Below are 26,591 nucleotides of genomic sequence, written 5' to 3' on the forward strand. Positions count from 1 at the left end.
CTACACCGGCGGTCTCGTGCGGCCTTGCATGGCCTCCCACACCCGGGCGGGGGTGCAGGGCATATCCATGTGCACGACCCCGAACGGGGCGAGGGCATCGACGACGGCGTTGACGACGGCCGGCGGTGACCCGACCGTGGCAGATTCGCCCACGCCCTTCGCCCCGATCGGGTGGTGCGGCGACGGGGTCACGGTGAAGCCGGTCTCCCAGTCGGGCACCTCCATGGCGGTGGGGATGAGGTAGTCCATGAACGAGCCGCCGAGGCAGTTGCCCTCGTCGTCGAACTCGATGATCTCCATGAGTGCCATGCCGACACCGTCGGTGAGGCCACCATGAATCTGGCCCTCGATGATCATCGGGTTGATGCGGGTGCCGCAGTCGTCGACGGCGATGAAGCGGCGCACCGTGACATGACCGGTACCCGGGTCGATGTCGACGACGCAGATATAGGCGCCGAACGGAAACGTCAGGTTGGGCGGATCATAGGTGACCTCGGCGTCGAGATTGCCGTCGATACCCTCGGGCAGCGCGACCGTGCCGTGGGCGCCCATCGCGATCTCGGCCATGGTCTTGCCCACGCTCGGATCGCCCTTGACGAACCAGCGGCCCTTCTCCCACTCGAGGTCTTCCGGCCGGGTCTCGAGCATGGCCGCGGCGATGAACCGGGCCTTCTCCCGCACCTTGCGGGCGACGAGCGCCACGGCGGCGCCGCTGACCGGAGTGGACCGGCTGCCATAGGTACCGAGGCCGAACGGCGTCTGGTCGGTGTCTCCGTGCACCACATCGATGTCTTCCGGCGGGATGCCGATCTCCTCCGCCACGATCTGCGCGAACGTCGTTTCGTGGCCCTGACCCTGGCTTTGCACCGAGATGCGCACGACGGCCTTGCCGGTGGGGTGGATGCGCAGTTCGGCGCCGTCCGCCATCCCGAGGCCGAGTATGTCCATGTCCTTGCGCGGGCCGGCACCGACCGTTTCGGTGAAGAACGAGATGCCGATGCCCATGAGCTCACCGCGTTCGCGTTTCTCTTTCTGTTCGCGGCGCAGTTCGTCGTAGCCGGCCATCTTCATCGACAGCCGCATGGTGGGTTCGTAATCACCCGAGTCGTACTCCCAGCCGGTCTTGTTGGCGTAGGGAAACTGCTCCTTCTTGATGAAATTCTTCAGGCGCAACTCGGCTGGGTCCATGTCGAGCTTGCGGGCCAGGATGTCGACCATCCGCTCCACCAGATAGACCGCCTCGGTGACCCGGAAGGAACACGCATAGGCCACCCCGCCCGGGGCCTTGTTGGTGTACACGCCCGTGACGGTGCAGTGCGCTGCGGCGAGGTCGTAGCTGCCGGTGAAGATGTGGAAGAACCCGGCTGGATATTTGGTGGGCTGGGCAGTGGCGTTGAACGCGCCGTGGTCGGCGAGTACGTTGGTGCGCAGGGCCAGGATCTTGCCGTCCTTGGTCGCCGCGATCTCGCCCTGCATGATGTAGTCGCGGGCGAACGAGGTGCTCATGAGGTTCTCGGAGCGGTCCTCGACCCATTTCACCGGTTTGCCGGTGACGATGGAGCCGACGACGGCGAGGATATAGCCCGGGTAGATTCCGACTTTGTTACCGAACCCGCCGCCGATGTCGGGGGAGACCACCCGAATCTTGTGCTCGGGAATGCCGGAGACCATCGCGAACAGGGTGCGGTGGGCGTGCGGCGCCTGCGTCGTCTCGTACAGGGTGAGACGGCCGTCGATGGGGTCGAAGTCGGCGACGGCGCCACAGGTTTCCATCGGCGCCGGGTGCACGCGCGGGTAGACGATCTCCTGCTTCACCACGACGTCGGCGCTCGCGAAGACGGCATCCGTTTCGGCTTTGTCGCCGGCTTCCCAGTCGAAGATGTGGTTGTCGGTGCGGCCCTCGAGGTCGTCGCGAATGACGGGAGCACCCGGATCCATCGCCTTGCGGGCGTCGACGACGGGCGGTAGCACGTCGTACTCGACCTGGATCAGTTCGAGGGCATCTCGGGCGGCGTAGCGGTCTTCGGCGACGACGAAAGCGACTTCCTGGCCCTGGAAGCGCACCTTGTCGGTGACCAGCACGGCCTGCACGTCCATCGAGAGGGTCGGAGCCCACGCCAAGCCGAGGGCCTGCAGGTCGGTACCGGTGATCACGGCGAGCACCTTGGGGTGCGCGAGCGCCTCGGTCGTATCGATCGAGACCAGCCGGGCGTGGGCGACGGGAGCGCGCAGAATGGCGCCGTGCAGCATGCCGGGTAGCACGATGTCGTCGACATAACGGCCCTTGCCGCGCACGAAACGCGGGTCTTCCTTGCGCTGCATGCGGCCGTGGCCGATGGGCCGATCGTGGTCGCCGGCGGCCGGGTTCGACGGGCGGTGCTCGAGAATGGTCATGCGTGCACCTCGTGCTCGGTTGATTCGGACGTGGTCGTTTCCGGGGCCGCACCGGCGGGATGCTCGGCGGCCCACTGGATCGACCGCACAATGGTGGCGTAGCCGGTGCAGCGGCAGATCTGCCCGGAGATGGCCTCGCGAATCTCCAGTGGTTCGGGGTGCGGGTTGTAGTCGAGCAGGGCGCGGGCGGTGAGCATCATGCCGGGAGTGCAGAAACCGCACTGCAGGCCGTGCTCCTCCATGAAGCCCTGCTGCACCGGGTCGAGGGTGGTGCCGTTGGCGAGCCCTTCCACGGTCGTGATGGTGTGCCCGTCAGCCATGGCAGCAAGCACGGTGCAGGATTTCACCGGCTGGCCGTCCATCAGTACCACGCAGGTGCCACAGTTGCTGGTGTCGCAGCCCCAGTGCGTTCCGGTGAGCCGCAGGTCGTCGCGAATGAAGTGTACGAGCAGCACGCGCGGTTCGATTTCGCGGGTGACGTCGGTGCCGTTTATGGTCATGCTGATCTGCATCGGGCTCAACTCCTAAATCGTGATGTCGGAAACGGATGCCGCGGCGCGGCTGCACGCGACCCGCAGCACACGGCGGGTCAGTTCGTCGGCGAGGTGCCGCTTGTAATCGATCGGTCCGCGTTGGTCGGCGAGGGGGTCGCAGGCGAGTGCCGCCAGACGCCCCGCTTCGACGAAGAGCGTTTCAGCGGGTGTCTGTCCGACGAGTACCGCTTCAACCTCGGTCACGTTACGCTCGAGTCCGACCGCGGTGAGGCCGACGGCCACCTCGCTGATGGTGCCGTCGGCGCCGAGCGTCACGCTCGCGCCGGCCGCGGTGACAGCCCAGTCTCCGACGCGCCGCTCGACCTTTTCGTAGGCGCTGCTGGAGCCGGCCCGAATGGGAACGCGCACCTCGATGAGCAGTTCGTTCTGGGCGACGGCGGTCTCGTACGGGCCGCGGTGGAACTCGGCCATCGACAGCATCCGCTCCCCGGCCGGTCCGCGCACGACGGCCACCGCTTCGAGAACGTGGCACACCGTGGAGAGGTCTTCGGCCGGGTCGGCTTGGCAGAGCGAGCCGCCGATGGTGCCGCGGTTGCGCACGATCGGGTCGGCGATGACGCGTTCGGCGTCACAGATGATGGGGAACAGGCGCCGCACGTCGCCGGATTGGAGCAGGGTCGTGTGCCTGGTCATCGCGCCGATGCGTAGTACCGGACCATCGACCAGCAGGTAGTCCAGCTCGTAGAGGTCGTTGATGTCGATGAGCCAGTCGGGCCGGGCCAGGCGCAGCTTCATCATGGGAAGCAGGCTGTGTCCGCCGGCGACCACCCGGGATTCGGCCCCGTGGCGATCAAGCAGGGCGAGGGCATTGTCAACCGAACTGGCACGAACGTAATCGAACGGAGCCGGAATCTGCACGGGCTTCTCCTCACTGAGAAGTTTCCACGGCACCGCGCGTCGTTGCGCGACACTGTCGTGCCTCAGCTTGCTCCCCGCGACCGTGGCTGTCAACGTCGACCAGAGCACAAGCAGGAGTTGGGCGCCGCCACTTTCGTATTTCGCGCGGTGCATGAGCGAGTCCTGCACCATGATGGTTTCGGGAGAGGAAAGGCATGGCTGCGAAGTGGCTGCGGAGGTGGGTGCCGGGGATCGACACGGCGCTTGGCTACCGGCGTTCCTGGCTACTGCCCGACCTGCGTGCGGGCGTCGTTCTGACTGCTCTGCTCATACCGGTCGGCATCGGCTACGCCGAGGTGGCGGGGCTACCGCCGGCATCGGGCCTGTACGCCACGATCATTCCCCTGGCCGCTTACGCCGTCTTCGGGCCGTCGCGCATTCTCGTGCTTGGCCCCGACTCGGCACTGGCGCCGATCATCGCAGCCGCGATCGTGCCTCTCGCCCTTGGTGATGATACGCGCGCGGTCGCCCTCGCCGGGCTCCTGGCCATCATGGTCGGATTGATTCTCGCGCTTGGTGGAATTCTGCGCCTCGGTTTCGTGACCGACCTGCTCTCCAAACCTATCCGCGTCGGCTACCTCAACGCTCTCGCCCTGCTGGTCATCGTGTCGCAGCTGCCCACCCTTTTCGGTTTCTCCATCGAAGCGGACTCGGCGCTGCGCGATGCGATCGGGATCTTCGCCGGAATCACCGGCGGGCAGGTGAACCTGACTGCGACGCTCTTCGGCCTTGGTTCGCTGGCCGTCATTATCGTCCTGTCGTGGCGCAGGACCCGGATTCCGGGTGTGCTCGCGGCCGTCGTACTCGCGACGGCAGTGACCGCAGTCTTCGGGCTGAAGGATGCCCTGCCTGTTGTCGGTGCGCTTCCCCAGGGGCTCCCCGCACCCGCGCTCGGCGGGTTGCAGTGGGCGGATGCGGCGGCTTTAGTGGCTCCGGCACTGGGTATCGCGCTCATCGCCTTTGCCGACACCGCCGTGCTTTCGCGATCGTTTGCTGCCCGCCGCGGAGAGAATGTCAACGGTAGCCAGGAAATGAGGGCGATCGGCGCGTCGAACATCGCGAGCGGACTGCTCGGTGGATTCCCCGTCTCGGGGTCGTCCTCGCGCACCCCCGTCGCCGAGAAGGCGGGGGCTCGCTCCCAGCTCACCGGAGTCGTTGGTGCTGCCCTCGTTCTGGCCTTCATGCTATTCGCGCCCGGTCTCACGGATTTTCTGCCCTCGGCGGCGATCGCTGCGGTCGTCATCGTCGCCGCGGCCGGGCTCGTCGATGTGAACGGGTTCATCGCGCTCGTGCGCATGAACAAAATCGATGCAACGCTCTCACTCGCGGCCTTTCTCGGGGTGCTGGTGGTCGGCGTGATCGAGGGTATCGTCGTGGCAATCGTTCTCTCGCTCGGCGCATTCGTCAGCCAGGCCTGGCGGCCCTACCGGGCCGAGCTCGGTCGGATCCGCGGTCTGCGCGGCTACCACGACCTGTCGCGGCATCCGGAGGGCGAACGGCTGCCCGGCCTCGTCATCGTTCGCTTCGATGCGCCACTCTTCTTCGCCAACGGGGGGATCTTCGACGACTATGTGCGAGCCACGGTCGCGGCTGCCGGTAGCGGCATACACACGGTCATCCTCGCGGCGGAGCCCATCACCGATATCGACACGACCGCTGTGGAGGAACTGCTCGAACTCGACGATTTTCTGGCTTCTCGCGGCATCACGCTGGTCTTTGCCGAGATGAAAGGCCCGGTGAAAGACCACCTGCGTGATTACGGATTGAGCGGGCGGTTTCCTCCAGAGCGGTTCGCGGTCACCGTCGGGGAGGCGGTCGATGCGGCTACCGGAACACTCCGCGGCGATCTCGACAGCACCGAGTGGGACACGGACGTCTGACGAGGACGTCCCGACCCCCCAGCCACCACAGCCGTGTCGCCCCCGGTGCATCATGCAGCGTAGCGTAGCGTAGCCCGGCGCGGCCCCCAGGTATACGCGGCACGCTGGAGCTGAACTGTCAGGGGCGGTTTGTCCAGGCCTTCCAGAAGAGGGCCTCGGCATCGGCTGCTTTCTGCTGTTCCTGGGCGTGCAGGCGGCCGTAACTGAAGGTGTTCTCGCCGCGAAGGTAGGCGTCGACCCCGCCGCGGCGCAGCAGGCGCTCACGGGCGATGACGCTGTCGTGCTGGTCACCGAGCATGGTCTGCAGTTTCTGGGCGAATCTGCTCACCCGCGCGGCACGCTTCGGGTTGAGCGGATGCGCCGTCTCGGCCGCGTAGCGCAGCCTCTTGGCGCGCTTGCGCACCTCGTGCAGAGCGAGGTCACGTTCTTGCCCCGGCACGGTCTCGGCTGCGCGGCGCACGGCGCGGCGCAGTCTCTTCCACTCCTTCGCGACCAGGGCGGGCGCGACCACGCGGGCATCTTGGTCGGCCGTAGCCGTGAACGGCGGCGTGGCGACGAGGGCATCGAGGGCGTCGAGCAACCGAAAGTAGCGGTGGGTATTGAGGGCGGTGACGAGCGTGTGCCCGGCGGTATCGGCATCCGTTTCAGAGCGAGTCTCGAGGCGCGCCCGAATCGGGCCGAGGAGCAGAACCGGGGGCTCGCGGTCGAGTAGGCCGGTGAGGCGGCGTTGCAGCACCTCTTCGTCGCGGGATCCGCCGAGCACGGCAGCGAGCCAGCCGAGTTCGGTGCGGAGGTGTTGCACGACGGTCGGATCGACGAGGGATCGGTAGGTGGCCAACACCGAACGCAGCCGGCGCAAGGCGACGCGCATCGCGTGCACAGAGCTGGTCGCGTGCTGGCGAACCTGCGGGTCCTGCGCGCGAATGACGCTGATCTGCTCGCTTAGGCTGGCCACTAAGACGTTCCCGGCCGGTCCGGTGGGCGTCGGGCCCCGCCGATCCTGGGGCGGTTCTGCCGGCAACCGGTCGCCGAGCGTACGCCCTAGTTTCGACGCGTGCCGTGACACGAGGATGCCGGCGGCCGCGAGCACAGCCTGCCCCGCGTCGAGCATGTCCTCCGGTCCGTCGACAAGTTCGATCTCCCATTCGCGCCACGCCGCGTTGGCCGGTTGGTCGATAAGTCGATCGGCGCGCACCCGATCGTCGCACAGCACGGCGAGGGTTTCGCCGCCCGCACCGATCAGGGCATGCACGTCGCGGGTGGTGCGAAGGCGTGCAACGGGAACGAGCGGTGCGTCCCGCACGTAGAACCGCACGAGTTGCGTGAGCGACTCGGGTACGACATCCGCTTTGCTCTGCCCCTCCCCGCCGAGGGGCGCGTGAATCTCGCGGCGACGGCCAGCGGCCTCTGGCAGTTTCAGGTGCCATCCGGCGTCGTCGCCGCCGGTACGCCGGCGCAGCGTGATGTGCGCGGCGCTGAGTACGAGATCGTTCGTATCGAAATAGACGGCCTCGAGATCGAAGGTCACCGGTTTCGCGACGGCCTGCACGCCGGGCAGATCGTCCAGCCGCGGCAACGGGGTCAGTTCGTCGACGTCAAATTTGCGTTCAATCTCGATACCACCGTTAGCGTCCACGATTCAGCCTAGCGCGGGCGTGCCGGGCCAAGCCGAACCGTGCTGCGCCCGGGAAGCCGGGTCAGGCGTTGGCAAGCCACAGGTCAGGGCCGAAGATCTCGTAGTGGATGCGATCGGCCGGCACGCCGGACTGCAGCGCCTGCGCGCGCAGGCTGCGCATGAAGGGGAGCGGACCGCAGAGATAGACCGAAGCATCCTCCGGGATCGTCACGTTCTCCAGCGACATGAAGCCCTCGTGGTGGCCCGCGCTCGGGATCTCCAGCCAGAGCTCGAGTTCGGCGGCCTCCAGTAGGGCGACGTCTTCGTTCATCTGGTCGCGCAGCGCCCAGCGTTCGAGGTTGCTCTCGGCGTGGAGTACGAGCACCTCACGCTTTGAGCCCGTGTCCACCAGGGAACGCAGGATGGAAGCGCTGGGCGTGCAGCCGATTCCGGCCGAGGCCAGGATCAGCGGGCCGGTGCCCGCATCGAGGGTGATATCGCCACAGGGCACAGAGAGGATGAGCGTGTCGCCGACCTGCACGTCGCGGTGCAGCACGGGGGAGACCTCGCCGTCGGCGTCGAGCTTGGTGGTGAAGACTCGCGTTGTGGCCGTGCCGGCCGAGAGGGAGTACTGGCGCACTTGGCGGATGCCGTCGGGCATGGTGGCGGTGACACTGACGTACTGGCCGGGCAGGGCGGGCGTCACGGGGGTGTCGTCGGCCGGTTCGAGGGTGAACGTGACGGCGTCCGTTCCAGCCGCTTCCTTCTTCACGACGGTCCAGGGGGCAAGTGGCTTGTCGCTGGCAAGTCCCGCGTAGAGGCCCTTCTCCATCTTGATCAGCGCGTGGGCCATCAGCCAGTAGACCTCGGTCCAGGCGGCGGCGATCTCGGCCGTGATGACGTCGCTGAGTTCGTCGGCGATGCCCTCGAACAGGTACTTGTAGACGATGTCATACTGCTCGGGCTGAATATCGAGGGAGACGTGCTTGTGGGCGATGCGGGAGAGCATGGCCTCCGGAGTGATGTCGGGGTTTTGCACCATGTGGGTTGCGAAGACAGCGATGCTGCCGGCAAGGGCCTGCTGCTGCGTGCCGTTCTTCTGGTTCGAGCGGCTGAACAACCCGTCGAACAATTCGGGGTGAGCGGTGAGCATGCGCTTGTAGAAGTTTCTCGCGATCTGGGGCATCCGCTCGCCGACCAGCGGCAGGGTGGCTTCGATGAGGGGGAGGGACTGGGCCGAAAGCATGAATACTCCTTCTATATGACCGACTCCCGTTTGTGGGCGTCTCCTACAAAAGTAGCATTTGATATGCCAATTAAACGGATGCTTTCTACAAGTCGTAGAAAGAAGGGACTTTAGTCCTACCGCAGCAATCCGAGTTCGACCAAAACCGGCCCGGCAGGTTTTCCGTGCGGGAGGCTGGCGATGACGAGGTCATCCAGCTCGCGGTAGAAGGCATCCCGAGCCCGGCGGAGGGCGGCGCGCAGGCCGCATCCGCTCAATAAGGGGCAGGGTCCGTCGGGCGAGTCGCAGGCGGCCAGGTCGGTGCGCGTATCGAGCTGGCGCAGCAGTGCCCCGACGGTGACCTCTCGGCCGAGCGGGCTGATGCGCACGCCGCCGCTTCGCCCTCGAATGGCCTCGACCAGGCCGAGCTCGCGCAGGCGCAACAGCGCCTTGGCCACGTGGTTGTAGGGGGTGTCGACCTCGGCGGCGACCACTCGCGAGGTGAAGGTCACAGTCTTCGGCGCCGCGCAGAGCAGCATGACGACGCGCAGGCACACGTCCGAAAAAGCGTTGATCCTCATGCCTTAACTGTAGATGCGCCCGTCCCTTTCGCCGAGATGAGAGAGAATGGGGCAAGTGAACACTGAGTCGGAGACACTGTTTGAGGTAATCCGCTTCGTGGACCTGGCCGGCGTGCTCGCCAACGCCATTCTCGGCGGGGTCGCCGCACGCACGGCCCGCCTCGACATCGTCGGTTTCGTGGTGCTGGCGATCATGAGCGGGCTTGGCGGCGGCATGATCCGCGACACCCTGCTGCAGCAGGGCAGCCCGGCGGCACTGCTCGACCCGGCCTATCTGATCTTTGCCATCCTCGGCGGGGTCATCGCCTTCTTCGTCACGTTCAACGGCCGGTGGACCCGACGGGTGCTGTTGCTGCTTGACGCGCTCGCCGTGGGGTGCTGGGCGGCGGTGGGTGTGCAGAAAGCGCTTGATGCCGGTCTCGGCTGGCTTTCGGCCATCCTGCTCGGCATGATCACCGCGGTCGGCGGCGGTATGGTGCGCGACATCATGCTGCTCAAGGTGCCGACGATCTTCGGCGGCAATACGCTCTATGCCACGAGCGCCCTGCTGGCGAGCGTCGAGATGGTGATTCTGAGCAAGCTCGGGTTCGTGGCGGTCGGTACCGGCGTGGCCATTCTCAGCGGCGCCGCGCTGTCGCTGCTGGCCAAACGCTACGGGTGGATTCTGCCGACCGGCTACGCGCTGCGTATTCCGGGGCCGATTCTGCTTCTGAACCCCCGGGTCTGGCGCCAGCGTCGGCTCGACGCGCGCAGGGCCCGCAACGGCATCTTCCCCGACGATCCGGGCGCGTCGGCCTGACCGTCACGGTGTCTGTGAGGGTGCCTGCTCCGGGTTCAGCACCGCGAGCGTCGCCGCGTGCAGCAGTGTGTTGGTGGCCAGGGCGCTGCCGTGCCAGGGGCCGGGCTGGCCATCGACCGAGGTGAACGTGCCGCCGGCCTCCTGCACGATCGGCGCGAGCGCGGCCATGTCGTAGGGCTGCAGGTCGAATTCCCCAGCCACGTCGAGGTGGCCTTCGGCGAGCAGCATGTACGACCACATGTCGCCGTAGGCGCGGGTGCGCCAGACCTGGCGGGACAGCGTGACGAGCTCGTCAAGGTGCCCGGCTTGATCCCACTGCTGGAGACTGCCGTAGCTGATGGATGCCTCGGCGAGGGTCTCGATGCCGGAGACGCGCAGGCGGGTGGGTGCGGCATCCGCCTGCCTCGTGTCGACGGACCAGGCGCCACTACCCGCTGCCGCCCACCAGCGTTTGCCGAGTGCCGGGGCGCTGACCACGCCGAGCACGGGAACGCCGTCGATGGCGAGGGCGATGAGGGTGGCCCAGATCGGGATACCGCGCAGGAACCCGGCGGTGCCGTCGATGGGGTCGATGATCCACTGGCGGGTGGTGGACCCGGCGGTACCGAACTCTTCGCCGAGGATGCCGTCGTCGGGGCGACGTTCGGCGAGCAGGTCGCGGATGGCGCGTTCGACCGCCTGGTCGGCATCCGTTACCGGTGTGCGGTCGGGTTTGGTCGTCACGACCAGGTCGAGCGCGGTGAAGCGGGCGCTGGAGATGGCGTCGGCGGCTTTAGCGAGGTCCAGCCCGAGCTGGAGGTCATCGGAGAGGGCGTAGATTCGCGGTTCGGTCACCCTCCCAAGGATAGTAATTTCGTGAGCGGATGCCGGTCACCGCCCCTGTTCGGCCTCGATTGGCATCGAGGCCTCTTGGGGTGTTAGGGTTACACGTTGCCGCGGGTCGTTTCGCTGCCGCACATGCACCTCTAGCTCAATTGGCAGAGCAACTGACTCTTAATCAGTGGGTTCCCGGTTCAAGTCCGGGGGGGTGCACACGTTTCAAGTAACGCCCGGTCAGACGTCAAATCTGACCGGGCGTTTTCTTGAATTCAGCTTGTTCGCCAGCGCTTCACCAGCGGTTTCGTTTCGGCGTGCCGGGGTTGTAATAGCTGACAGCGACCAGAGCCGCGATGCTCGCCTATTCGAGCGCTGCGCGCTGCACCGACGCGTCATGTTCGGTGTGTGCCGCATGAAGAAGTTCCATCAGTCCAGCCTTGTCTTTGGCCAACTTCTGATACTTCGGCCGGAGTGCGCGCAGGGATTCTTCCTCTTGAACCAGGGCCGAGTACACGCGGATGCGCTCGGTGTGGTCCTCGGTGTAGTCGAGGTCCAAATAATTGATTGCGTGGCGTCGGGCGTTGGCGATAACGGTCTGCGCCCGGCCGGCCGGGCTGAGCAGCGACGCGAGTACCGTGACCACGAGCACGCCGATGATGACGGTCAAAGAGAGAGGTGTACTGATTTCGAACACCGGTACCGGTTCACCGCCGTTGATGAATGGCAGGTTGTTCTCGTGCAGAGCATGGAGGATGAGCTTCACGCCAATAAAGGCGAGGATTGACGCAAGTCCGAAGGAGAGGTAGATCAGTCGGTCCAGCAGCCCGTCGAGCAGGAAGTACAGCTGTCGAAGGCCGAGAAGTGAGAATGCGGTCGCCGTGAACACAATGTAGACGTTCTGAGTCAGGCCGAAGATGGCGGGGATCGAATCGAGAGCGAACAATAGGTCGGTTCCAGCGATCGCGACCATGACGAGGAGCATCGGGGTCAGCGCTCGTTTGCCCTCGTGCACGGTGAAGAGCTTGTCTCCGTCGTAGTCCGGACTGGTGTGAAAAATTTTGCGCGCGATTCGCACCATGAAGTTTTCAGACGATCGGGACTCTGAACTCTCCGGTTTGAGCATGTTGCCCGCAGTCATCAACAGGATGATGCCGAAGAAATAGAACACCCAGGCGAATGAATTGATCAGCGCTGCGCCCAGGAAGATGAATCCGGTACGGGCGATAAGCGAAAAGGTGATGCCGAACAGCAATACCTTTTGTTGGTCTTCGCGCGGGACTCGAAAACTCGTCATGATGATGAGAAAGACAAAGAGATTGTCGACCGACAGCGCTTTTTCGGTGATGTAGCCAGCGAAATACTCCGCACCCGGGGTGGCACCGCCCACGATGAGAACGCCCAGCCCGAAGATGATGGCAATCCCCACGTACAGCGAGGACCAGATCGCTGCTTCCTTCAGGGTCGGCGCATGCGCCTTGCGTACGTGAAAGACGTAGTCGAAAGCAAGGAGCGCGACGATAGCCGCGACGGTCAAGATCCAAGCGAGGGGCGAAACATCCATTTTTGCTGCTTTCAGTCAATAACGGGCCGCATTCGGACGTCCAGGGAAGACGTTCTCTTCTCTGACGGTGGTACAGAGACTACGTGAGCCGGTCACTCAGGGCGACAGTTCGGGGAGGTCGTGTCGGGATTCATGCCGGGCGTCATCGACCGTTTCTTGAGGGGGCTGCCTGACGGGCGATTCGCTTCCTGGTTGTTCTTATGCGGAAGAACGGAGCCCGGCATCAGTTTCTCGAAAGCTCGCAGACCAGTAAATTCACGTCGATAGACTGGCTCACGTTCACCACTACTCAACCGCATCGACGCGGAAAGGTCTTCTATGCCCCGCACGGATTCGATCAACAGCATCTCGGGCGAGAGCACGAGAGTAGAGCCGGGTGTTGGCGCGGCCGCACCCCCTGATTGCGACGGAGAAGTGCTGCTGCAGCGCGATGGATCGCTCGCCCGCATCATCCTGAACCGGCCGCAGGCGCTCAACGCGCTGACGCACGGCATGATCCGCGCTATCGCCAAAGCCCTCACGGAGTGGGCCGACGATCCCGCCGTGCACACCGTTCTGCTTACCGGAAGCGGAGATCGTGCACTCTGCGCCGGCGGCGACATCGTCTCGATCTACCGTGACGCCCGCACCGCTTTCGGCGGTGACCCCGACGAGAACGCTCGATTCTGGGCAGACGAGTACACGCTCAACGCGCAGATCAAGCGGTACCCCAAACCATTCGTCGCCCTGATGGACCGCATCGTGCTCGGCGGGGGAGTCGGGCTCTCCGGTCACGCCTCCTACCGCGTCGTGACCGAACGCACCCGACTCGGTATGCCCGAGACCACCATCGGTTTCGTGCCCGACGTCGGCGGAAGCTACCTCTACTCGCGCATACCCGGTGAACTCGGCACCCACCTCGCCCTCACCGCTGCGACCATGACCGGCGCCGATGCGATCACGCTTGGCCTCGCCGACAGCTTCGTCGACTCGGCCCGGCTCGATTGTCTGGTCGACGCCCTCAAACGGATGTCCGCTGCCGACGCCATCGCCGAGCACGCCGCGACGGTCGTGCCCCCGGGGCCGCTCCTGGGCGAGAGACCTTGGATCGACGAGTGCTACGCCGGTGACGACCTGTCCGTGATTATCGACCGGTTGCAGAAATCATCCGTTGCGGCTGGCCGCGCAGCAGCCACCGCGATTCTGGCCAAGTCGCCGACCGCCGTCACGGTCACTCTGGAGTCGCTCCGCCGCGCGCGGAACCTCGGCACCCTTGAAGAGGTGCTCGAACAGGAATACCGGGTGTCCCTGCGCATGGTGGCCGGGCACGACGTGATCGAGGGGATTCGTGCGCAGGTCATCGACAAGGACCGCGCTCCCCGGTGGCAGCCGAGCACCCTTGACGCTGTCAGCGACACTGACGTGCACGCGCACTTTGCGCCGCTTGGTGACCGCGAGCTGCGCTTGCCGCGCCCGAGCGACTTCGAACCCACACCGACCACCGAACGAAAGGCCACCACGTGAGCGATAGCACCCCAACCACTGCACAATCGGATACCTACGACAACATCCTGCTCGAGCGCCACGGCCGCGTCGGCGTCATCACCCTGAACCGTCCGAAGGCGCTCAACGCCCTCGACTTCGCCACCATGCAAGACGTCGTCGGTGCCGCCACCCGGCTCGATACCGACCCCGAGATCGGTGCGATCATCATCACCGGTTCGGAACGCGCCTTCGCAGCCGGCGCCGACATCAAGGAGATGTCGACGATGACCTATATGGATATGTACCTCGCGGACTGGTTCGCCGGCTGGGACCGACTTGCGGCCGTGCGCACGCCGGTTATCGCTGCCGTCTCCGGCCACGCCCTCGGCGGCGGCTGCGAACTGGCCCTGATCTGCGACTTCATCATCGCCTCCGACACGGCCACCTTCGGCCAGCCCGAGATCAAGCTCGGCGTCATCCCGGGTATGGGCGGGTCCCAGCGTCTCACCCGCGCGGTCGGCAAAGCCAAGGCGATGGAGATGATCCTCACCGGGCGCACCATCGGCGCGGTCGAAGCCGAACGCGCCGGCCTCGTCGCCCGCATCGTGCCGGTTGCCGACCTCATGACCGACGCACTCGCCACCGCCACCGACATCGCCGCGAAATCGGCGCCGATCGCCATGCTCGCCAAGGAAGTCGTCAACGCGGCATACGAGTCGCTGCTCAGCGGCGGCATCCACTTGGAACGTCGCCTGTTCCACTCGGTGTTCGCCACCGATGACCAGAGCGAGGGCATGGCCGCCTTCGTCGAGAAGCGGCCTGCGGTCTTCACGAACCGCTGAATGCCCGCTAACGACCCGGCTTCCAGCTGTACTCGTTCTCGGGCCGTCCCGGCGTGCCGTAACGGGGAGCGCGCAGCACCAGGCCGGAGTCAGCGAGATACTCCAGGTAGCGCCGTGCCGTCACGCGCGAGAGTCCGAGCGGCTCCATCAGCTCACTCGCCGACACGGGCATGGCCTGCGCCTGCAGGTACCTGACCACCGGGTTCAGGGTCGATTGCGCCAGCCCCTTGGGCCGGGGGATATCGGTCGGCGCGCGCAGGCTCGCAAAGGCGTGATCGACTGCCGACTGCGTCACGACGGATGCCTGCCCGTGCAGTTCCGAACGAAAGTCCCGGTAACTGGACAATTTCGCAGCGAAGGTCGAATAGGTGAACGGCTTGATCAGGTACTGCACGACGCCGGCTGCGATGGCTCCGCGCACGTTGTCAAGGTCGCGCACCGCGGTGATGGCGATAATGTCTGTGGCCAGGCCGGCTGAACGGATGCGCCGACTCACGTCGAGCCCGTGGCCGTCGGGCAGGTTCATGTCCATGAGCACAAGGTCGATCGGGGTTCCGGCCGAGGCAGCCGCTGCGACGTGACGAAACGCATCCTGCCCGGTGCTTGCCGTGCCGGCCAGCTCGAAGCCGGCCAATCGACCCACATAGACGGCATGAGCCTCGGCGGCGAGCGGCTCGTCTTCGACGACGAGCACGCGAATGACCGGGAGCGCGGCCTCAGCCATGATCGACCTCCATTCGGGTCAGGCCTAAACGCGTTTCGGCCGGAATCGTCACGGTGAAGACGGCGCCCTCGCGCCGCCCGATGGTGAGCGTGCCGCCGAGGCGGGTCACCGCCTGCCGCACTAAAGCCAGTCCGAGACCACGGCCGCCGCTCGATCGGCTCGGCGCCGTGATGCTCGTTTCGTGACCGCCTGCAGCCGCGAGGTCCGCTTGCGTGAGGCCGGAATCTTTGGTGCTGAAACCGAGTCGAAGCACATCGTCGATAATGTCGGGACTCACGCCATCGCCGCTGTCGGCGACCTCGATCACGACGGCCTGCTCGGTAGATGACACCGTGACAGAGACACGACGAGGGTCCGGGCCGGCGGCCGCCGCGTCGAGAGCATTGTCGACCAGGTTGCCGAGCACGGTCACCAGGTCCTGAATCGACAGCCCGGACCGGGTGAGGGTGCCGGATGCCGTGACGGTCAGGGCGATTCCCAACTCATTGGCCTGCGCCGATTTGCCCATGATCAGGGCACTGATCACCGGTTCGTCCACCGAACCGACCATCTCATCGGCGAGCTGCTGGCTCAACTCGAGATCTTTTGTGGCGAATTCGAGGGCCTGATCGGTGCGGCCGAGCTCCATCAGGGAGACGATCGTGTGCAATCGATTGGAATGCTCGTGGGTCTGCGCCCGCAGCGCGTCCGAGAGTGTGCGCATCGACTGCAACTCGCTGCCGAGGTTTTGCAGGTCGGTGTGGTCGCGAATCGTCGCCACGAATCCCATCGGGGTTGCCCGGGGCCCAGTCGCCGAGGTTGATGAGGCTATGGCGGGTTCCTGGCTGACCACGAGCACCCGTGTGCCGGTGACATGAATCTCATCGAGCGCGGTGCGGCCGCTGCGCAGCAACTCGCCGAGGCTCGGCGGCAGACTCAATTCGGTAAGGGTTGGCGGCCGCTCGTCGCTGCCCGCAGCCGGTCGCGGCGGAATGCCGAGCAGGCGCGCGGCCTGATCGTTGTACAGAACGAGATCGCCGCGCAGGTCGACCAGCACAAGCCCTTCACGCACCGAGTGCAGTACCGAATCGTAATAGACGAATAGTTGCGCGAGACGTTCCGGTCCCCAGCCCAGGGTCACCCGGCGTAAGTAGCGCCCGAGCAGCCAGGTGACCACTGACCCCGACGCGAGCAGCCCGAGCGCCAGACCCAGCACAGAGGGCAACCGGGCGTTCAGGGCGATCGTGATGTTGCTCGTGGTGGTGCCCACCGCGACGAGCGAGCGCACGGCGCCGTCGGCATCCGTTACCGGCACCACGGCACGAACGGATGGCCCGAGCGTTCCCGTACTGATTTCGGTGAAGGAGGTTCCGGACAGAGCCGGCTCGATGGCGCCGATGTAGTCCCGGCCGATCTCTGTGTCGGTGGGGTGGGTCCAGCGAGTGCGGTTTGGAGCCATGATCGTGATGAAATCGAGCCCCGCGTCGGCGCTCAGCTCGAGCGCGTAGGGCTGCAACGACGCGCTCGGGTCGGCCGACTCACTGGCCGCGAGCACGAGCGGACTGTCGGCGATGGCGGTGGCGACTGCGAGCATCCGGTTGCCGGTCTCGATGTAGCCGCGATCACGCGTGTCGACGAAGAAGGCCGTTCCGACGAAGACCGTGAGCACGACGATGAACAGTGCGTGCGCGAAAAAGAGCCGTCGAGCGATGCTCCATTCCTTACGCACAGCCTGCCTCTTTCGTGACCTCGTGAACAATATGACCGCAACCGTGCGCGAGCGGGCTGCGTCGACCAGTGTGGAACGAATTGCACCGACCGGAGCCCCTGGTGGACCAGGTTAAGCCTAGACATAGGAGTCTGACATGGCATCGACGCCATCAACCCGAACCAAACTTAACAAATCCGGCAAGCCGAAGAAGAGAATCGACTCATCCCACTACCTCTACATGGCCGTCATCGTCGCGGTTATTCTGGGTATCGTCGTCGGATTGGTCTGGGGCGGACCCGAGGGCTTCGCGGTCTCGCTCAAGCCGCTTGGTGATCTGTTCATCGCCCTGATCAAGATGATGATCGCCCCGATCATCTTCTGCACGATCATTCTCGGCATCGGCTCCATCGCCAAGGCCGCCACCGTCGGCAAGATCGGTGGCCTGGCCCTCGGCTACTTTCTGATCATGTCGACCTTTGCACTCGGAATCGGTCTGGTCGTGGGTAACATGATCCACCCGGGCGAGGGCATCAATTTGTCGGATGCCACCTTCGAGGCGACCGAATCGGCCGACACCAAATCGTTCCTGCTCGGGATCGTGCCCGCTACCCTGTTCTCATCGCTGACCAGCGGCAACATTCTGCAGACGCTGCTCGTGGCACTCATCGCCGGCTTCGCGCTGCAGCGCATGGGCCCGGCCGGTAAGCCGATTCTCGAGGGAATCGCACACGTGCAAGCCCTGGTCTTCCGCATTCTGATCATGGTCATGTGGCTTGCCCCGATCGGTGCGTTCGGTGCGATCGCCGCGGTCGTCGGTGCCACCGGCATCCAGGCCGTGATCAGCTTGTTCACGCTCATGGCCGCGTTCTACATCACCTGCATCATCTTCATCGTGGTCATCCTGGGCGGCCTGCTCAAACTGGTCACGGGTGTGAACCTGTTCAAGCTCATGCGCTACCTCGGCCGGGAATACCTGCTGATCGTGTCGACCTCGTCGTCCGAAGCTGCCCTGCCGCGACTGATTGCCAAGATGGAACACCTCGGCGTCTCCAAGCCCGTCGTCGGTGTCACCGTGCCCACCGGTTACTCATTCAACCTCGACGGCACCGCGATCTACCTCACCATGGCGTCGCTGTTCATCGCCAACGCACTCGGCCAGCCCCTCGCCCTCGGCGAACAGATCGGGCTGCTCGCCTTCATGATCATCGCCAGCAAGGGCGCCGCCGGAGTCTCCGGCGCCGGCCTCGCCACCCTGGCCGCCGGCCTGCAGGCCCACGCCCCGCAACTCGTCGGCGGTGTCGGCTTCATCGTCGGCATCGACCGCTTCATGTCTGAAGCTCGCGCGCTGACCAACTTCACCGGCAATGCCGTGGCGACCGTCATGATTGGCTCCTGGACCAAGGAACTCGACCGGGTGCAGGTTGACCGTGTGCTCGACAAGCTCGAACCGTTCGACGAGCGCACCATGCTCACGCACGGTCACGTGAGCGCGGCGGAGAGCCAGCGCACCGCCGAGCAGGCCGCGCAGTCCAAGGTTTTGGAACGCGCTTAAGCACAAATCGCGAGTATTCGACTCGCGCTACGGGTGTCGTCCGGAGAAGCCCTCCCGGGCGACACCTTTCTTTTATGCATTCTTTCGGTGCACCGAAAAGTCGGTATGTTAAGCTCATGTACGGTCTTACAACCCTTCACCAGGACGCGCACGCGTAGCCACCATTTGAGATGGAACGGTCGCATGCGTATGGTGAGGCGCCGACGGACGTGATCCCATGATCGCTCCAGCCCACGCTGATTCTCGCGTCCGGGCCGCTCGGTGCCTACCCGTCCGACACGAGAGCACAGCGCTGCGTAGACCGTGAGATCGGCTACGGGGGCGTGCACCGGAGAACGCGTGACCGACAGTCCAGAAACCATAGCCGTCAAGGCAGATCACCTCTATAAAGCCTTCGGGCGTCGTCCGCATGAGATCGTCAAGAAGCTCAAGGCCGGCAAGAGCCGCGCTGAAATCTCGTCCCTCGGAGTTGCCGCCGTCATCGACGCCTCCTTCGAGGTCAAGAAGGGCGAAATCTTTGTCGTCATGGGCCTGTCGGGCTCGGGCAAGTCCACCCTCATCCGCATGCTCAACGGCCTGTGGGACACCACCTCCGGCACTGTGACCGTCGGCGGCACCGACATCACCGACGTGTCCGCCAAGGAATTGCGCGATGTGCGCCGCAAGAGCATTTCCATGGTGTTCCAGCACTTCGCCTTGTTGCCGCACCGCACCGTGATCGACAACGTCGCCTACGGCCTTGAAATCCAGGGTATGGGTCGCACGGAACGCCTCGCCAAGGCCCAAACGATCATCGACCTGGTTGGCCTCGCCGGCTGGGCCGACAACCTGCCCTCCGAGTTGTCCGGTGGAATGCAGCAGCGGGTGGGCCTCGGCCGTGCCCTCGCGGCCGACACCGACGTGCTGCTCATGGACGAGGCCTTCTCGGCCCTCGACCCGCTCATTCGCCGCGAAATGCAGGAGCAGCTCATCGAGCTGCAGGCCGCCCTCGGCAAGACGATCATCTTCATCACGCACGACCTCAACGAAGCCATGTTCCTCGGTGATCGCATCGCCGTCATGCGCGACGGTCGCATCGTGCAGATCGGCACCCCCGAGGAGATCCTCACCGACCCGGCGAACGACTACGTCGCCCAGTTCGTGCAGGACGTCGACCGGGCACGAGTGCTCACCGCCGCGAGTGTCATGGAACCGGTACGTGCTGTCGTTACCAAGACGGCAGGCCCCCGCGCCGCGCTGCGCACGATGCGGGACCTGCAGACATCCGTCGTCTTCGTGCTGGGCCGCGACCGCAGTTTCGCCGGCATCGTGCGCGACCACGACGTCCTCAAAATGGTGAAGGCCGGGGACGCGGACCTCCGCATCATCATCCGGGACGATGCCACAACGGTCGCACCCGACACCGCTCTCGTCGACCTCGTTGAGCCCTCCGTCGGGAGCGACTTGCCCATCGCCGTCGTTGACTCGAAAAACCGCCTGCTCGGCGTCATTCCGCGCGTAACCCTGCTCGCAGCAATCGGCAACGTCAACACGAGCACCGGTGAACTACCGGTGATCCATCCGCCCGCAACTATTTCGGACAACGTCATCACCGATATTTTGCGCGACACCGCGCTGCAAGGAGGCAAAGCGTGAATGACTTTCGTATTCCCTTAGGCACCTGGATCGAATCCTTTATCGATTACATCACGGTCACCTTCAGGTTCCTTTTCGACTTCATTCGTCTGGTCGTCGACGGCGCCTTCGAGGGCGTAGCCTTTCTGCTCGTCGCACCGCCGTTCTATGTCATCATCGCCATCGCTGCGGCCATCGGCGTCGCCACCCGGGGCTGGAAATTTGCCGTCGGAATCGTGATTGGCCTTGGGCTCATTCTCGGCGTGAACCAGTGGGAGAATGCGATGGATACCCTCGCGCTCGTGCTCGTGGCCAGCATCATCGCCATTGGACTGAGCATTCCGCTCGGTGTTCTCGCGGCCAAATCGTCACTCGCGTCGAGCGTCATCCGACCGATTCTGGACTTTCTGCAGACCATGCCGGCGTTCGTCTATCTGGTTCCGGCCTTGATTCTGTTTCGGGTCGGTGAGGTTCCTGGCATCGTGGCGACCATCATATTCGCCATGGCGCCCGGCGTACGGCTCACCGAACTCGGCATCCGCGGTGTCGACAAGGAGGTCGTCGAAGCCGGTCAGGCTTTCGGCGCCAGCCCATGGCGCATTCTGCGGCAGATTCAGTTGCCGCTCGCGACGCCGACGATCATGGCCGGCATCAACCAGGTCATCATGCTGTCGCTCTCGATGGTTGTGATCGCCGGAATGGTCGGCGCGGGTGCGCTCGGCGGGGAGATCGTGGCGAGCCTGTCCCGCCTCGACGTCGGCCTCGGCTTCGAGGCGGGGTTCGCCGTGGTGATCTTGGCGATCTTCCTGGACCGCGTCACGGCCGCGCTTGGCAACGGGGATACCCCGCTAGGCCGCATTCTCGCTGCGCGTAGGGCCAGTCGCCAAGCCGCAGATTCGGACGCCCAGCCGGCAACTATGCCAAAACCGACTCTCGTCTGACCTGGTCATTCCGAGCCCCTCCTCCCAACGGATGCCCCGCGTCCGTTCCATGTGCGCTCAAACGCACGCACCACGAGTCAATCCACAGTCACCCGCAGCGGGTGGCACGAAAGGTAGACGCATGAAAATTCGTTCAACACCCCTCATTGCACTGGGAGCGGTTACGCTCCTCGCCCTCTCGGGCTGTGCCGCCGAAACTGAGGTTGCGACGGTTGGAAACGGCAACGACGACCAGAAGAACGTCACCCTCGCCGTGTTCAACGGCTGGGACGAAGGCGTCGCGGTTTCCGAACTGTGGAAGGCCATTCTCGACGAGAAGGGCTACAACGTCGAGCTCGAGTACGCCGCCGTGGCTCCCGTCTACGAAGGCCTTTCCACCGGTGACTATGACCTCACCATGGACGTCTGGCTGCCAGATACCCACGGCGAGTACCTCAAAAAGTACGGTGCTGAGATCACCGACCTCGGCGCGTGGAACAACGAGTCCAAGCTCACCATCGCGGTGAACGCGGACGCCCCGATCGACTCGCTCGCCGAGCTGGCCGAAAACTCCGACCTGTTCGGCAACCAGATCGTGGGTATCGAGGCCGGAGCTGGCTTGACGGCCGCGACCGAAGATCGCGTCATTCCGACCTACGGCCTCGAAGGCATGGAATTCACGACTTCGTCGACGGCGGCCATGCTGACCGAGCTCAAGGCAGCCACGGATGCGGGCGAGAACGTCGTCGTAACCCTCTGGGAGCCGCACTGGGCCTACGGTTCGTTCCCCATTAAGAACCTCAAAGACCCGGAGGGCACCCTGGAATCAGTCGAGAGCCTGCACTCCTTCGGCAGCGCCGACTTCTCCGAGAACTTCCCCGAAGCCAGCGGCTGGATTGAAGACTTCGAGATGGACCTCGAGACTCTGTACACCCTCGAAGAGGCCATGTTCGTAGATTATGACGGCTCGGACTACGCACCGATCGTTGCCCAGTGGATCGAAGACAACCAGGAGTACGTGGACGGCCTCACCAGCTAGTCGGCGTTTTTGCACGACGAACGGCCCGCGTCGAAGGACGCGGGCCGTTCTGTTTGTTGTCGCGGCGGAGTAGAACTTGCCAATGGATACAGTGTGTTGCTATTACGTCGCCGTGACCAGTCACCAGGTTGCCATCGAGTTAATCGGCGCGACCACCGGCACCACCGAGGCGGTGTACGCCATGCCGGGCGTGGCATCCCCGACATTGCCGATCAAGCCGAGTCGCGCCAGATGATAGGGGTCTCGAGCAGGATGCCGTCGGCCGGTTGCTCCTCACCGCGCAGCTGGCCGAGCACGCATTCGGCTGCTCGCTCGCCCAGGCCGAAGGCTGGCTGGTGCACGGTCGACAGGTGTGGCTGGGTGCGCAGCGCCCAGGAACTGTCGTCAAATCCGACGATGCCGACGTCACCGGGCACGCTGCGCCCGGCCTGGCGGAGCGCGTCGAGGGCTCCGGCAGCCACGGCGTCAGAAGCCGCGAACACCCCGTCAATCAGTGGGTCGCGTTCGAGCAGCGCGCACATGCCCTCCGCCCCGTCGCTGAAGGTGTAGAGCGGTACTCGGGCAACGAGGGCCGGGTCGAAACGGTCGCCCAGGGCATCCGTGAAGCCGGCCAGGCGGTCCGCGCCGGAATCGCGATCGAGTGCGGCGGCAACCATGCCGATGCGCTGGCGTCCGGTCTGCATGAGGCGTTCGGTGATCGCGCGCGCCGATGCCCGGTTGTCGATTCCTACGAACGGCAGAGGGCTCTGCTCTGGCGGATGTCCAACGAAAGCGGCAGGAAGGCGCAGCTTCTCGATGACTCGGGTGATGGGATCTTCTTGGCGGGCGGAGACGATGATGACCCCGTCGACGAAACCACCGCTGAGGTAGCGGGCGACGCGGTCGGTGTCGCGCTGGGAGTCGATGACGAGGCTGACCATCTGGTAGTCCGAGCGGGAGAGCACGGTGTTGGCCCCGAGCAGGATGCCGCCGATGTTGGGGTCATCCAGAAATAGCGAGTGTGGCTCGTGCACGATGAAGCCGACCGCTTCCGAGCGCTGCATGACCAGGCTGCGCGCGGCGTTGTTCGGTACATAGCCGACCTTCTCGATGGCGGCTTCGATGGCGGTCCGGGATGAAGCCGAAACGTAGGGCTCATTGTTCACGACCCGGCTGACCGTGCCGCGGGACACGCCGGCCTCCACGGCGACATCGTGGATCGTCGCGCGTTTGCGTCGAGACGGGATTGTCACCATTTGATAACCATAACGTTCCCGAACGAACGCCGCGCTTGACAGGAGCGGCGGGACGTACCTAGTCTGTGTACGTTCACAGAAAACCCAATGGTGAGTTTTTCTCCTGACTCTGTGCACGTTCACAGAGTTGTCAGCATGGTGTCGCCAATATGGCGGACACACCACGGTCAGGGAGCACATGAATTCGCGAACAGCCTCTTCGAACGGTTCGGCTCCGGTGACCCCATTCGTTCACGAGGGGTTCGCCTACGGCTGCGATTACAACCCGCAGCAGTGGGGTCCCGACGTCTGGATCGAAGACGTGCGCCTCATGCACGAGGCTGGCGTCGACCTGGTGGCCATCAACATCTTCGGCTGGTGCGACATCGAGCCGCACCCCGGGGAGTATGACTTCGACACCCTCGATACGATCATCGAACTCCTGCACAGCAACGGCATCCGGGTCAACCTCGGTACCGGAACCTCGTCCCCTCCGCCGTGGTTGACCACGCTGCACCCCGAGATCCTCCCGGTGAGTGATGACGGCACCACACGATTCCCAGGCGGGCGGCAGGCTTGGTGCCCGAGTTCGGCCGTGTTCCGCGAGCACGCGCTCGCCCTGGTGGAGAAGGTCGCCAAGCGTTACGGCCACCACCCGGCCGTCGCCCTCTGGCATGTGTCCAACGAACTCGGCTGCCACAACGCGCTGTGCTACTGCGATGACACCGCGGTTGCGTTCCGCCTCTGGCTGCAAGCGCGCTACGGCACGATCGACGCCCTCAACGCAGCCTGGGGTACCTCGTTCTGGAGCCAGCGCTACGGCCAGTGGTCCGAGATCCTCACCCCGCGGCTCACGCGCTCCAGCCGGAACCCCGGCCAGGTGCTCGACTTCCACCGGTTCAGTTCGGCCGAGCTGCTCGACTACTACCGCCGCGAGACCGCGGTGCTGCGCCGCCACACCAACGTGGCCGTGACCACCAATTTCATGGTCACGGCGCACATCCGCAACCTCGATTACTGGTCCTGGGCCGGCGACATGGACATCATCGCCAACGATCACTACCTCGACCACCGCCTCGCCGACCCGGCCATCGAACTCGCCTTCGCCGCCGACCTCACCCGTGGGCTCGCCCAGGGGGAGCCCTGGCTGCTCATGGAACAGGCCACCGGCGCCGTCAACTGGCAGCCGCACAACCTGGCTAAGGCAGCAGGCGAGATGACCCGCAACTCCCTCGCCCACGTTGCCCGTGGCGCCGATGGTATCTGCTTCTTCCAATGGCGTGCCTCCCTGCAGGGGTCGGAGAAGTTCCACTCCGCCCTGGTGCCCCACGCCGGCACCGACACCGTGCTCTGGCGCGAGGTCGTGGCCCTGGGGGCGACCCTTGATCGTCTCGCCGAGGTCGCCGGCAGCCGGGTCGTCGCGGATGCCGCGATCATCTTCAGCTGGGAGGCCTGGTGGGCCGGCGACGGAGAATCCCGTCCCTCCCATGCGGTGCGCTATCTCGACCAGGTGCACGCCGCCTACACGGCCCTGCACCAACTCGGCGTCACGGTCGACATCGTCTCGCCAGACGCCGACTTCTCCGCTTACCGCCTCGTCGTCGCCCCGTGCCTCTACCTGGTCTCTGACGCGCAGGCCCAGAACCTGGGTTCCTATGTCGCGGCCGGCGGCCACGCCCTGATCACTTTTTTCAGCGGCATCGTCGACGAAGACGACCGGGTGCGCACCGGTGGCTATCCCGGCGCGTTCCGCGAGATCCTCGGCATCACTGTGGAAGAATTTGCCCCGCTGCTGCCCGGCGACGTTTTAACCCTTGACTCCGGCGCGTGCGCGAGCCTCTGGAGCGAACGCCTGCGGGTCGACTCCGCAGAGGTGATGGCGCGCTATCTTGACGGGCCGCTGCCCGGCATCCCCGCCATCACGCGTAATGAGCACGGAGACGGCACCGCTTGGTATGTTGCGACCGCGCTGGCGGCCGGTGCCCTGAGGGACCTCGTGCGCACGATTGCCGAGGAGGCACGCGTTACCGCGGTTGGCCCGGAGAGCGCGGGAACCATCGAGGTTGTTCGCCGAGTGAAGTCCACCGGCAGCTACCTGTTCATCATCAATCACGGTCACGGCGACGTTGAGCTTCCGGCCTGCGGCCACGAACTCGTCACCGACGCACCCGTCGGTCGAATCGTGCACGTGCCGGCCGGAGCCGTCCGCGTGATCAGAGAGGACCCCGCATCATGAGCGCACCTGCCGTTCCTTTGACGGATGCCCCGGGCAGCGCCGCCCGGACGCCCCGTGCCGCCAGGCCAGCCAAGGCCGCCGGAGCGAAGCCCCGCGTGCAACACAAGAGAGCGATCCTGACGTTCGTGCTCCCGTTCGGCGCACTGTTCGCCCTGTTCTACCTGGTACCGATCGGCTATGCGATCTACCAGTCACTGCTCGTGATCGAGCGTGAGGGCACCTTCGGCCAGGCCACCCAGGTCTTCGGCGGACTTACCCAGTACATCCTGGTCTTCCAGAACGGGCCGTTCTGGGCGTCGATTGGCCGGGTGCTCGCCTTCGGCGCCGTGCAGGTGCCGATCATGCTCGGTCTCGCTTTGGTATTCGCCCTGCTGCTGGACTCGCCGCTCGTGCGCGGCAAGAAGTTCTTTCGCCTCGCGTTCTTTGTGCCCTACGCGGTGCCCGGCGTCATCGCCGCGATCATGTGGGGCTACCTCTACTCTCCCAACCTGTCACCGTTCAGTGCCGTCACCGAGAACATCAACTTCCTCTCGGCGGACCTCGTGCTCTGGGCCATCGCCAACGTCGTCACCTGGGTATTCGTGGGCTACAACATGCTCATCATCTACTCGGCGCTGCTGGCAATCCCGGCTGAACTCTACGAAGCCGCCCGCCTCGACGGCGCCGGCCAGCTCCGCATCGCCTGGTCGGTGAAAATCCCGCTGATCATGCCGGCCATCATCCTGACCGCGATCTTCTCGATCATCGGCACCCTGCAACTGCTGGCCGAACCCCAGGTGTTCCGCAGCTTCAGCTCAGCGGTGACGAGCACGTTCACGCCGAACCTGACGGTCTACTCCACCTCATCGATCCCGAACTTCAACCTGGCCGCGGCGTTCTCCGTTGTCCTGGCCCTCGCGACGTTCATCCTGTCGTTTACATTCCTGAAGTTCACGCAACGGAAGGAAGCCAAGTGAGCACCCTGAGCACCGTGA

Annotated in this window: 22 protein-coding genes and 1 tRNA gene; 12 read left to right on the top strand and 11 right to left on the bottom strand. The window is 65.0% G+C overall.

Annotation, left to right across the window (positions count from 1 at the left end; all coding sequences use genetic code 11):
• From E3T38_RS12015 to E3T38_RS12025, 3 genes are read right to left on the bottom strand one after another with little or no spacing between them, the layout of a single operon-like run.
• Complete coding sequence (locus E3T38_RS12015) at nt 1-2,394, bottom strand: aerobic carbon-monoxide dehydrogenase large subunit (protein ID WP_134548396.1); 2,394 nt, start codon at nt 2,392-2,394, stop codon at nt 1-3.
• Nucleotides 2,391-2,906 carry a (2Fe-2S)-binding protein gene (locus E3T38_RS12020; protein ID WP_104201003.1) on the bottom strand — a complete coding sequence of 172 codons (516 nt, stop codon included), beginning with the start codon at nt 2,904-2,906 and terminating at the stop codon, nt 2,391-2,393. The genes E3T38_RS12015 and E3T38_RS12020 overlap by 4 nt, the downstream gene beginning before the upstream one ends.
• 12 nt (nt 2,907-2,918) lie before the next feature.
• Nucleotides 2,919-3,959 (bottom strand): xanthine dehydrogenase family protein subunit M, encoded by a 1,041-nt coding sequence (locus E3T38_RS12025; protein ID WP_241984446.1) that lies wholly within the window; start codon nt 3,957-3,959, stop codon nt 2,919-2,921.
• Nucleotides 3,960-4,000: 41 nt separating this feature from the next.
• Here E3T38_RS12025 and E3T38_RS12030 point away from each other — a divergent pair, with 41 nt between their 5' ends.
• A complete protein-coding gene (locus tag E3T38_RS12030) occupies nt 4,001-5,725 on the top strand; it encodes a SulP family inorganic anion transporter (protein WP_134548397.1) in 1,725 nt (574 codons plus the stop codon).
• 118 nt (nt 5,726-5,843) lie between these two features.
• Here the strand turns inward: E3T38_RS12030 and E3T38_RS12035 are convergent, their stop codons facing one another.
• From E3T38_RS12035 to E3T38_RS12045, 3 genes are all read right to left on the bottom strand, one after another.
• A complete protein-coding gene (locus tag E3T38_RS12035) occupies nt 5,844-7,361 on the bottom strand; it encodes a CYTH and CHAD domain-containing protein (protein ID WP_134548398.1) in 1,518 nt (505 codons plus the stop codon).
• Between the two features lie 61 nt (nt 7,362-7,422).
• Nucleotides 7,423-8,586: a globin domain-containing protein gene (locus E3T38_RS12040; protein ID WP_134548399.1), complete on the bottom strand. Its 1,164-nt coding sequence runs from the start codon at nt 8,584-8,586 to the stop codon at nt 7,423-7,425.
• A gap of 116 nt (nt 8,587-8,702) precedes the next feature.
• On the bottom strand, nt 8,703-9,146 hold the full coding sequence (locus tag E3T38_RS12045) for an Rrf2 family transcriptional regulator (protein ID WP_134548400.1): 444 nt from the start codon (nt 9,144-9,146) through the stop codon (nt 8,703-8,705).
• Nucleotides 9,147-9,201: 55 nt separating this feature from the next.
• Here E3T38_RS12045 and E3T38_RS12050 point away from each other — a divergent pair, with 55 nt between their 5' ends.
• Complete coding sequence (locus E3T38_RS12050; RefSeq protein WP_134548401.1) at nt 9,202-9,945, top strand: trimeric intracellular cation channel family protein; 744 nt, start codon at nt 9,202-9,204, stop codon at nt 9,943-9,945.
• A gap of 3 nt (nt 9,946-9,948) precedes the next feature.
• On the opposite strand, the gene E3T38_RS12055 is transcribed toward E3T38_RS12050, so the two are convergent.
• On the bottom strand, nt 9,949-10,779 hold the full coding sequence (locus E3T38_RS12055; protein ID WP_134548402.1) for an inositol monophosphatase family protein: 831 nt from the start codon (nt 10,777-10,779) through the stop codon (nt 9,949-9,951).
• Between the two features lie 125 nt (nt 10,780-10,904).
• On the opposite strand from E3T38_RS12055, the gene E3T38_RS12060 reads away from it, so the two are divergent.
• A tRNA-Lys gene (locus tag E3T38_RS12060) sits at nt 10,905-10,977 on the top strand.
• Between the two features lie 145 nt (nt 10,978-11,122).
• Here E3T38_RS12060 and E3T38_RS12065 read toward each other — a convergent pair.
• Nucleotides 11,123-12,322 carry a TerC family protein gene (locus tag E3T38_RS12065; protein WP_134548403.1) on the bottom strand — a complete coding sequence of 400 codons (1,200 nt, stop codon included), beginning with the start codon at nt 12,320-12,322 and terminating at the stop codon, nt 11,123-11,125.
• 318 nt (nt 12,323-12,640) lie between these two features.
• On the opposite strand from E3T38_RS12065, the gene E3T38_RS12070 reads away from it, so the two are divergent.
• Both E3T38_RS12070 and E3T38_RS12075 read left to right on the top strand, forming a co-directional pair.
• Nucleotides 12,641-13,825: an enoyl-CoA hydratase/isomerase family protein gene (locus E3T38_RS12070; RefSeq protein ID WP_134548404.1), complete on the top strand. Its 1,185-nt coding sequence runs from the start codon at nt 12,641-12,643 to the stop codon at nt 13,823-13,825.
• Entirely contained in the window at nt 13,822-14,628 is an 807-nt protein-coding gene (locus tag E3T38_RS12075) for an enoyl-CoA hydratase (protein ID WP_134548405.1), read from the top strand. Before E3T38_RS12070 ends, E3T38_RS12075 begins: the two co-directional genes overlap by 4 nt.
• Nucleotides 14,629-14,635: 7 nt before the next feature.
• Here E3T38_RS12075 and E3T38_RS12080 read toward each other — a convergent pair whose 3' ends face one another.
• Together E3T38_RS12080 and E3T38_RS12085 are read right to left on the bottom strand one after the other, a co-directional pair.
• Nucleotides 14,636-15,352 (bottom strand): response regulator, encoded by a 717-nt coding sequence (locus E3T38_RS12080; protein ID WP_134548406.1) that lies wholly within the window; start codon nt 15,350-15,352, stop codon nt 14,636-14,638.
• Nucleotides 15,345-17,060, bottom strand: a complete 1,716-nt coding sequence (locus tag E3T38_RS12085) for a sensor histidine kinase (protein WP_134548407.1) — start codon at nt 17,058-17,060, stop codon at nt 15,345-15,347. Before E3T38_RS12085 ends, E3T38_RS12080 begins: the two co-directional genes overlap by 8 nt.
• Nucleotides 17,061-17,196: 136 nt before the next feature.
• Here E3T38_RS12085 and E3T38_RS12090 point away from each other — a divergent pair, with 136 nt between their 5' ends.
• The 5 genes from E3T38_RS12090 (at nt 17,197) to E3T38_RS16765 (ending at nt 22,402) form a co-directional block, all read left to right on the top strand.
• A complete protein-coding gene (locus tag E3T38_RS12090) occupies nt 17,197-18,594 on the top strand; it encodes a cation:dicarboxylate symporter family transporter (RefSeq protein WP_104128256.1) in 1,398 nt (465 codons plus the stop codon).
• Nucleotides 18,595-18,933: 339 nt separating this feature from the next.
• Nucleotides 18,934-20,229 carry a glycine betaine/L-proline ABC transporter ATP-binding protein gene (locus E3T38_RS12095; RefSeq protein ID WP_134548408.1) on the top strand — a complete coding sequence of 432 codons (1,296 nt, stop codon included), beginning with the start codon at nt 18,934-18,936 and terminating at the stop codon, nt 20,227-20,229.
• Entirely contained in the window at nt 20,226-21,149 is a 924-nt protein-coding gene (locus E3T38_RS12100; protein WP_134548409.1) for a proline/glycine betaine ABC transporter permease, read from the top strand. The genes E3T38_RS12095 and E3T38_RS12100 overlap by 4 nt, the downstream gene beginning before the upstream one ends.
• Before the next feature lie 121 nt (nt 21,150-21,270).
• Entirely contained in the window at nt 21,271-22,167 is an 897-nt protein-coding gene (locus E3T38_RS12105; RefSeq protein WP_134548410.1) for a glycine betaine ABC transporter substrate-binding protein, read from the top strand.
• 82 nt (nt 22,168-22,249) lie between these two features.
• On the top strand, nt 22,250-22,402 hold the full coding sequence (locus E3T38_RS16765; RefSeq protein WP_166805507.1) for a hypothetical protein: 153 nt from the start codon (nt 22,250-22,252) through the stop codon (nt 22,400-22,402).
• Here the strand turns inward: E3T38_RS16765 and E3T38_RS12110 are convergent.
• Nucleotides 22,380-23,402, bottom strand: a complete 1,023-nt coding sequence (locus E3T38_RS12110) for a LacI family DNA-binding transcriptional regulator (protein WP_134548411.1) — start codon at nt 23,400-23,402, stop codon at nt 22,380-22,382. The genes E3T38_RS16765 and E3T38_RS12110 overlap by 23 nt on opposite strands.
• 178 nt (nt 23,403-23,580) lie before the next feature.
• On the opposite strand from E3T38_RS12110, the gene E3T38_RS12115 reads away from it, so the two are divergent.
• Nucleotides 23,581-25,617, top strand: a complete 2,037-nt coding sequence (locus E3T38_RS12115; protein ID WP_134548412.1) for a beta-galactosidase — start codon at nt 23,581-23,583, stop codon at nt 25,615-25,617.
• The gene (locus E3T38_RS12120) at nt 25,614-26,573 is read left to right on the top strand and encodes a carbohydrate ABC transporter permease (protein ID WP_134548413.1); all 960 of its coding nucleotides are present in this window, start codon (nt 25,614-25,616) and stop codon (nt 26,571-26,573) included. The genes E3T38_RS12115 and E3T38_RS12120 overlap by 4 nt, the downstream gene beginning before the upstream one ends.
• Nucleotides 26,574-26,591 lie beyond the last annotated feature (18 nt).

This window comes from Cryobacterium sp. Hb1 (genome assembly GCF_004403585.1).
In the GTDB taxonomy this organism is placed as follows: domain Bacteria; phylum Actinomycetota; class Actinomycetes; order Actinomycetales; family Microbacteriaceae; genus Cryobacterium; species Cryobacterium lyxosi.

Bases quoted from the DNA above. Each gene is read 5' to 3' on its own strand.
- E3T38_RS12070 (WP_134548404.1), top strand. From the start codon at position 12,641: ATGCCCCGCACGGATTCGATCAACAGCATCTCGGGCGAGAGCACGAGA.
- E3T38_RS12020 (WP_104201003.1), bottom strand. From the start codon at position 2,906: ATGCAGATCAGCATGACCATAAACGGCACCGACGTCACCCGCGAAATC.
- E3T38_RS12040 (WP_134548399.1), bottom strand. From the start codon at position 8,586: ATGCTTTCGGCCCAGTCCCTCCCCCTCATCGAAGCCACCCTGCCGCTG.
- E3T38_RS16765 (WP_166805507.1), top strand. From the start codon at position 22,250: ATGGATACAGTGTGTTGCTATTACGTCGCCGTGACCAGTCACCAGGTT.
- E3T38_RS12030 (WP_134548397.1), top strand. From the start codon at position 4,001: ATGGCTGCGAAGTGGCTGCGGAGGTGGGTGCCGGGGATCGACACGGCG.
- E3T38_RS12105 (WP_134548410.1), top strand. From the start codon at position 21,271: ATGAAAATTCGTTCAACACCCCTCATTGCACTGGGAGCGGTTACGCTC.
- E3T38_RS12065 (WP_134548403.1), bottom strand. From the start codon at position 12,322: ATGGATGTTTCGCCCCTCGCTTGGATCTTGACCGTCGCGGCTATCGTC.
- E3T38_RS12045 (WP_134548400.1), bottom strand. From the start codon at position 9,146: ATGAGGATCAACGCTTTTTCGGACGTGTGCCTGCGCGTCGTCATGCTG.
- E3T38_RS12115 (WP_134548412.1), top strand. From the start codon at position 23,581: ATGAATTCGCGAACAGCCTCTTCGAACGGTTCGGCTCCGGTGACCCCA.
- E3T38_RS12110 (WP_134548411.1), bottom strand. From the start codon at position 23,402: ATGGTGACAATCCCGTCTCGACGCAAACGCGCGACGATCCACGATGTC.
- E3T38_RS12080 (WP_134548406.1), bottom strand. From the start codon at position 15,352: ATGGCTGAGGCCGCGCTCCCGGTCATTCGCGTGCTCGTCGTCGAAGAC.
- E3T38_RS12015 (WP_134548396.1), bottom strand. From the start codon at position 2,394: ATGACCATTCTCGAGCACCGCCCGTCGAACCCGGCCGCCGGCGACCAC.
- E3T38_RS12120 (WP_134548413.1), top strand. From the start codon at position 25,614: ATGAGCGCACCTGCCGTTCCTTTGACGGATGCCCCGGGCAGCGCCGCC.
- E3T38_RS12090 (WP_104128256.1), top strand. From the start codon at position 17,197: ATGGCATCGACGCCATCAACCCGAACCAAACTTAACAAATCCGGCAAG.
- E3T38_RS12025 (WP_241984446.1), bottom strand. From the start codon at position 3,959: ATGCACCGCGCGAAATACGAAAGTGGCGGCGCCCAACTCCTGCTTGTG.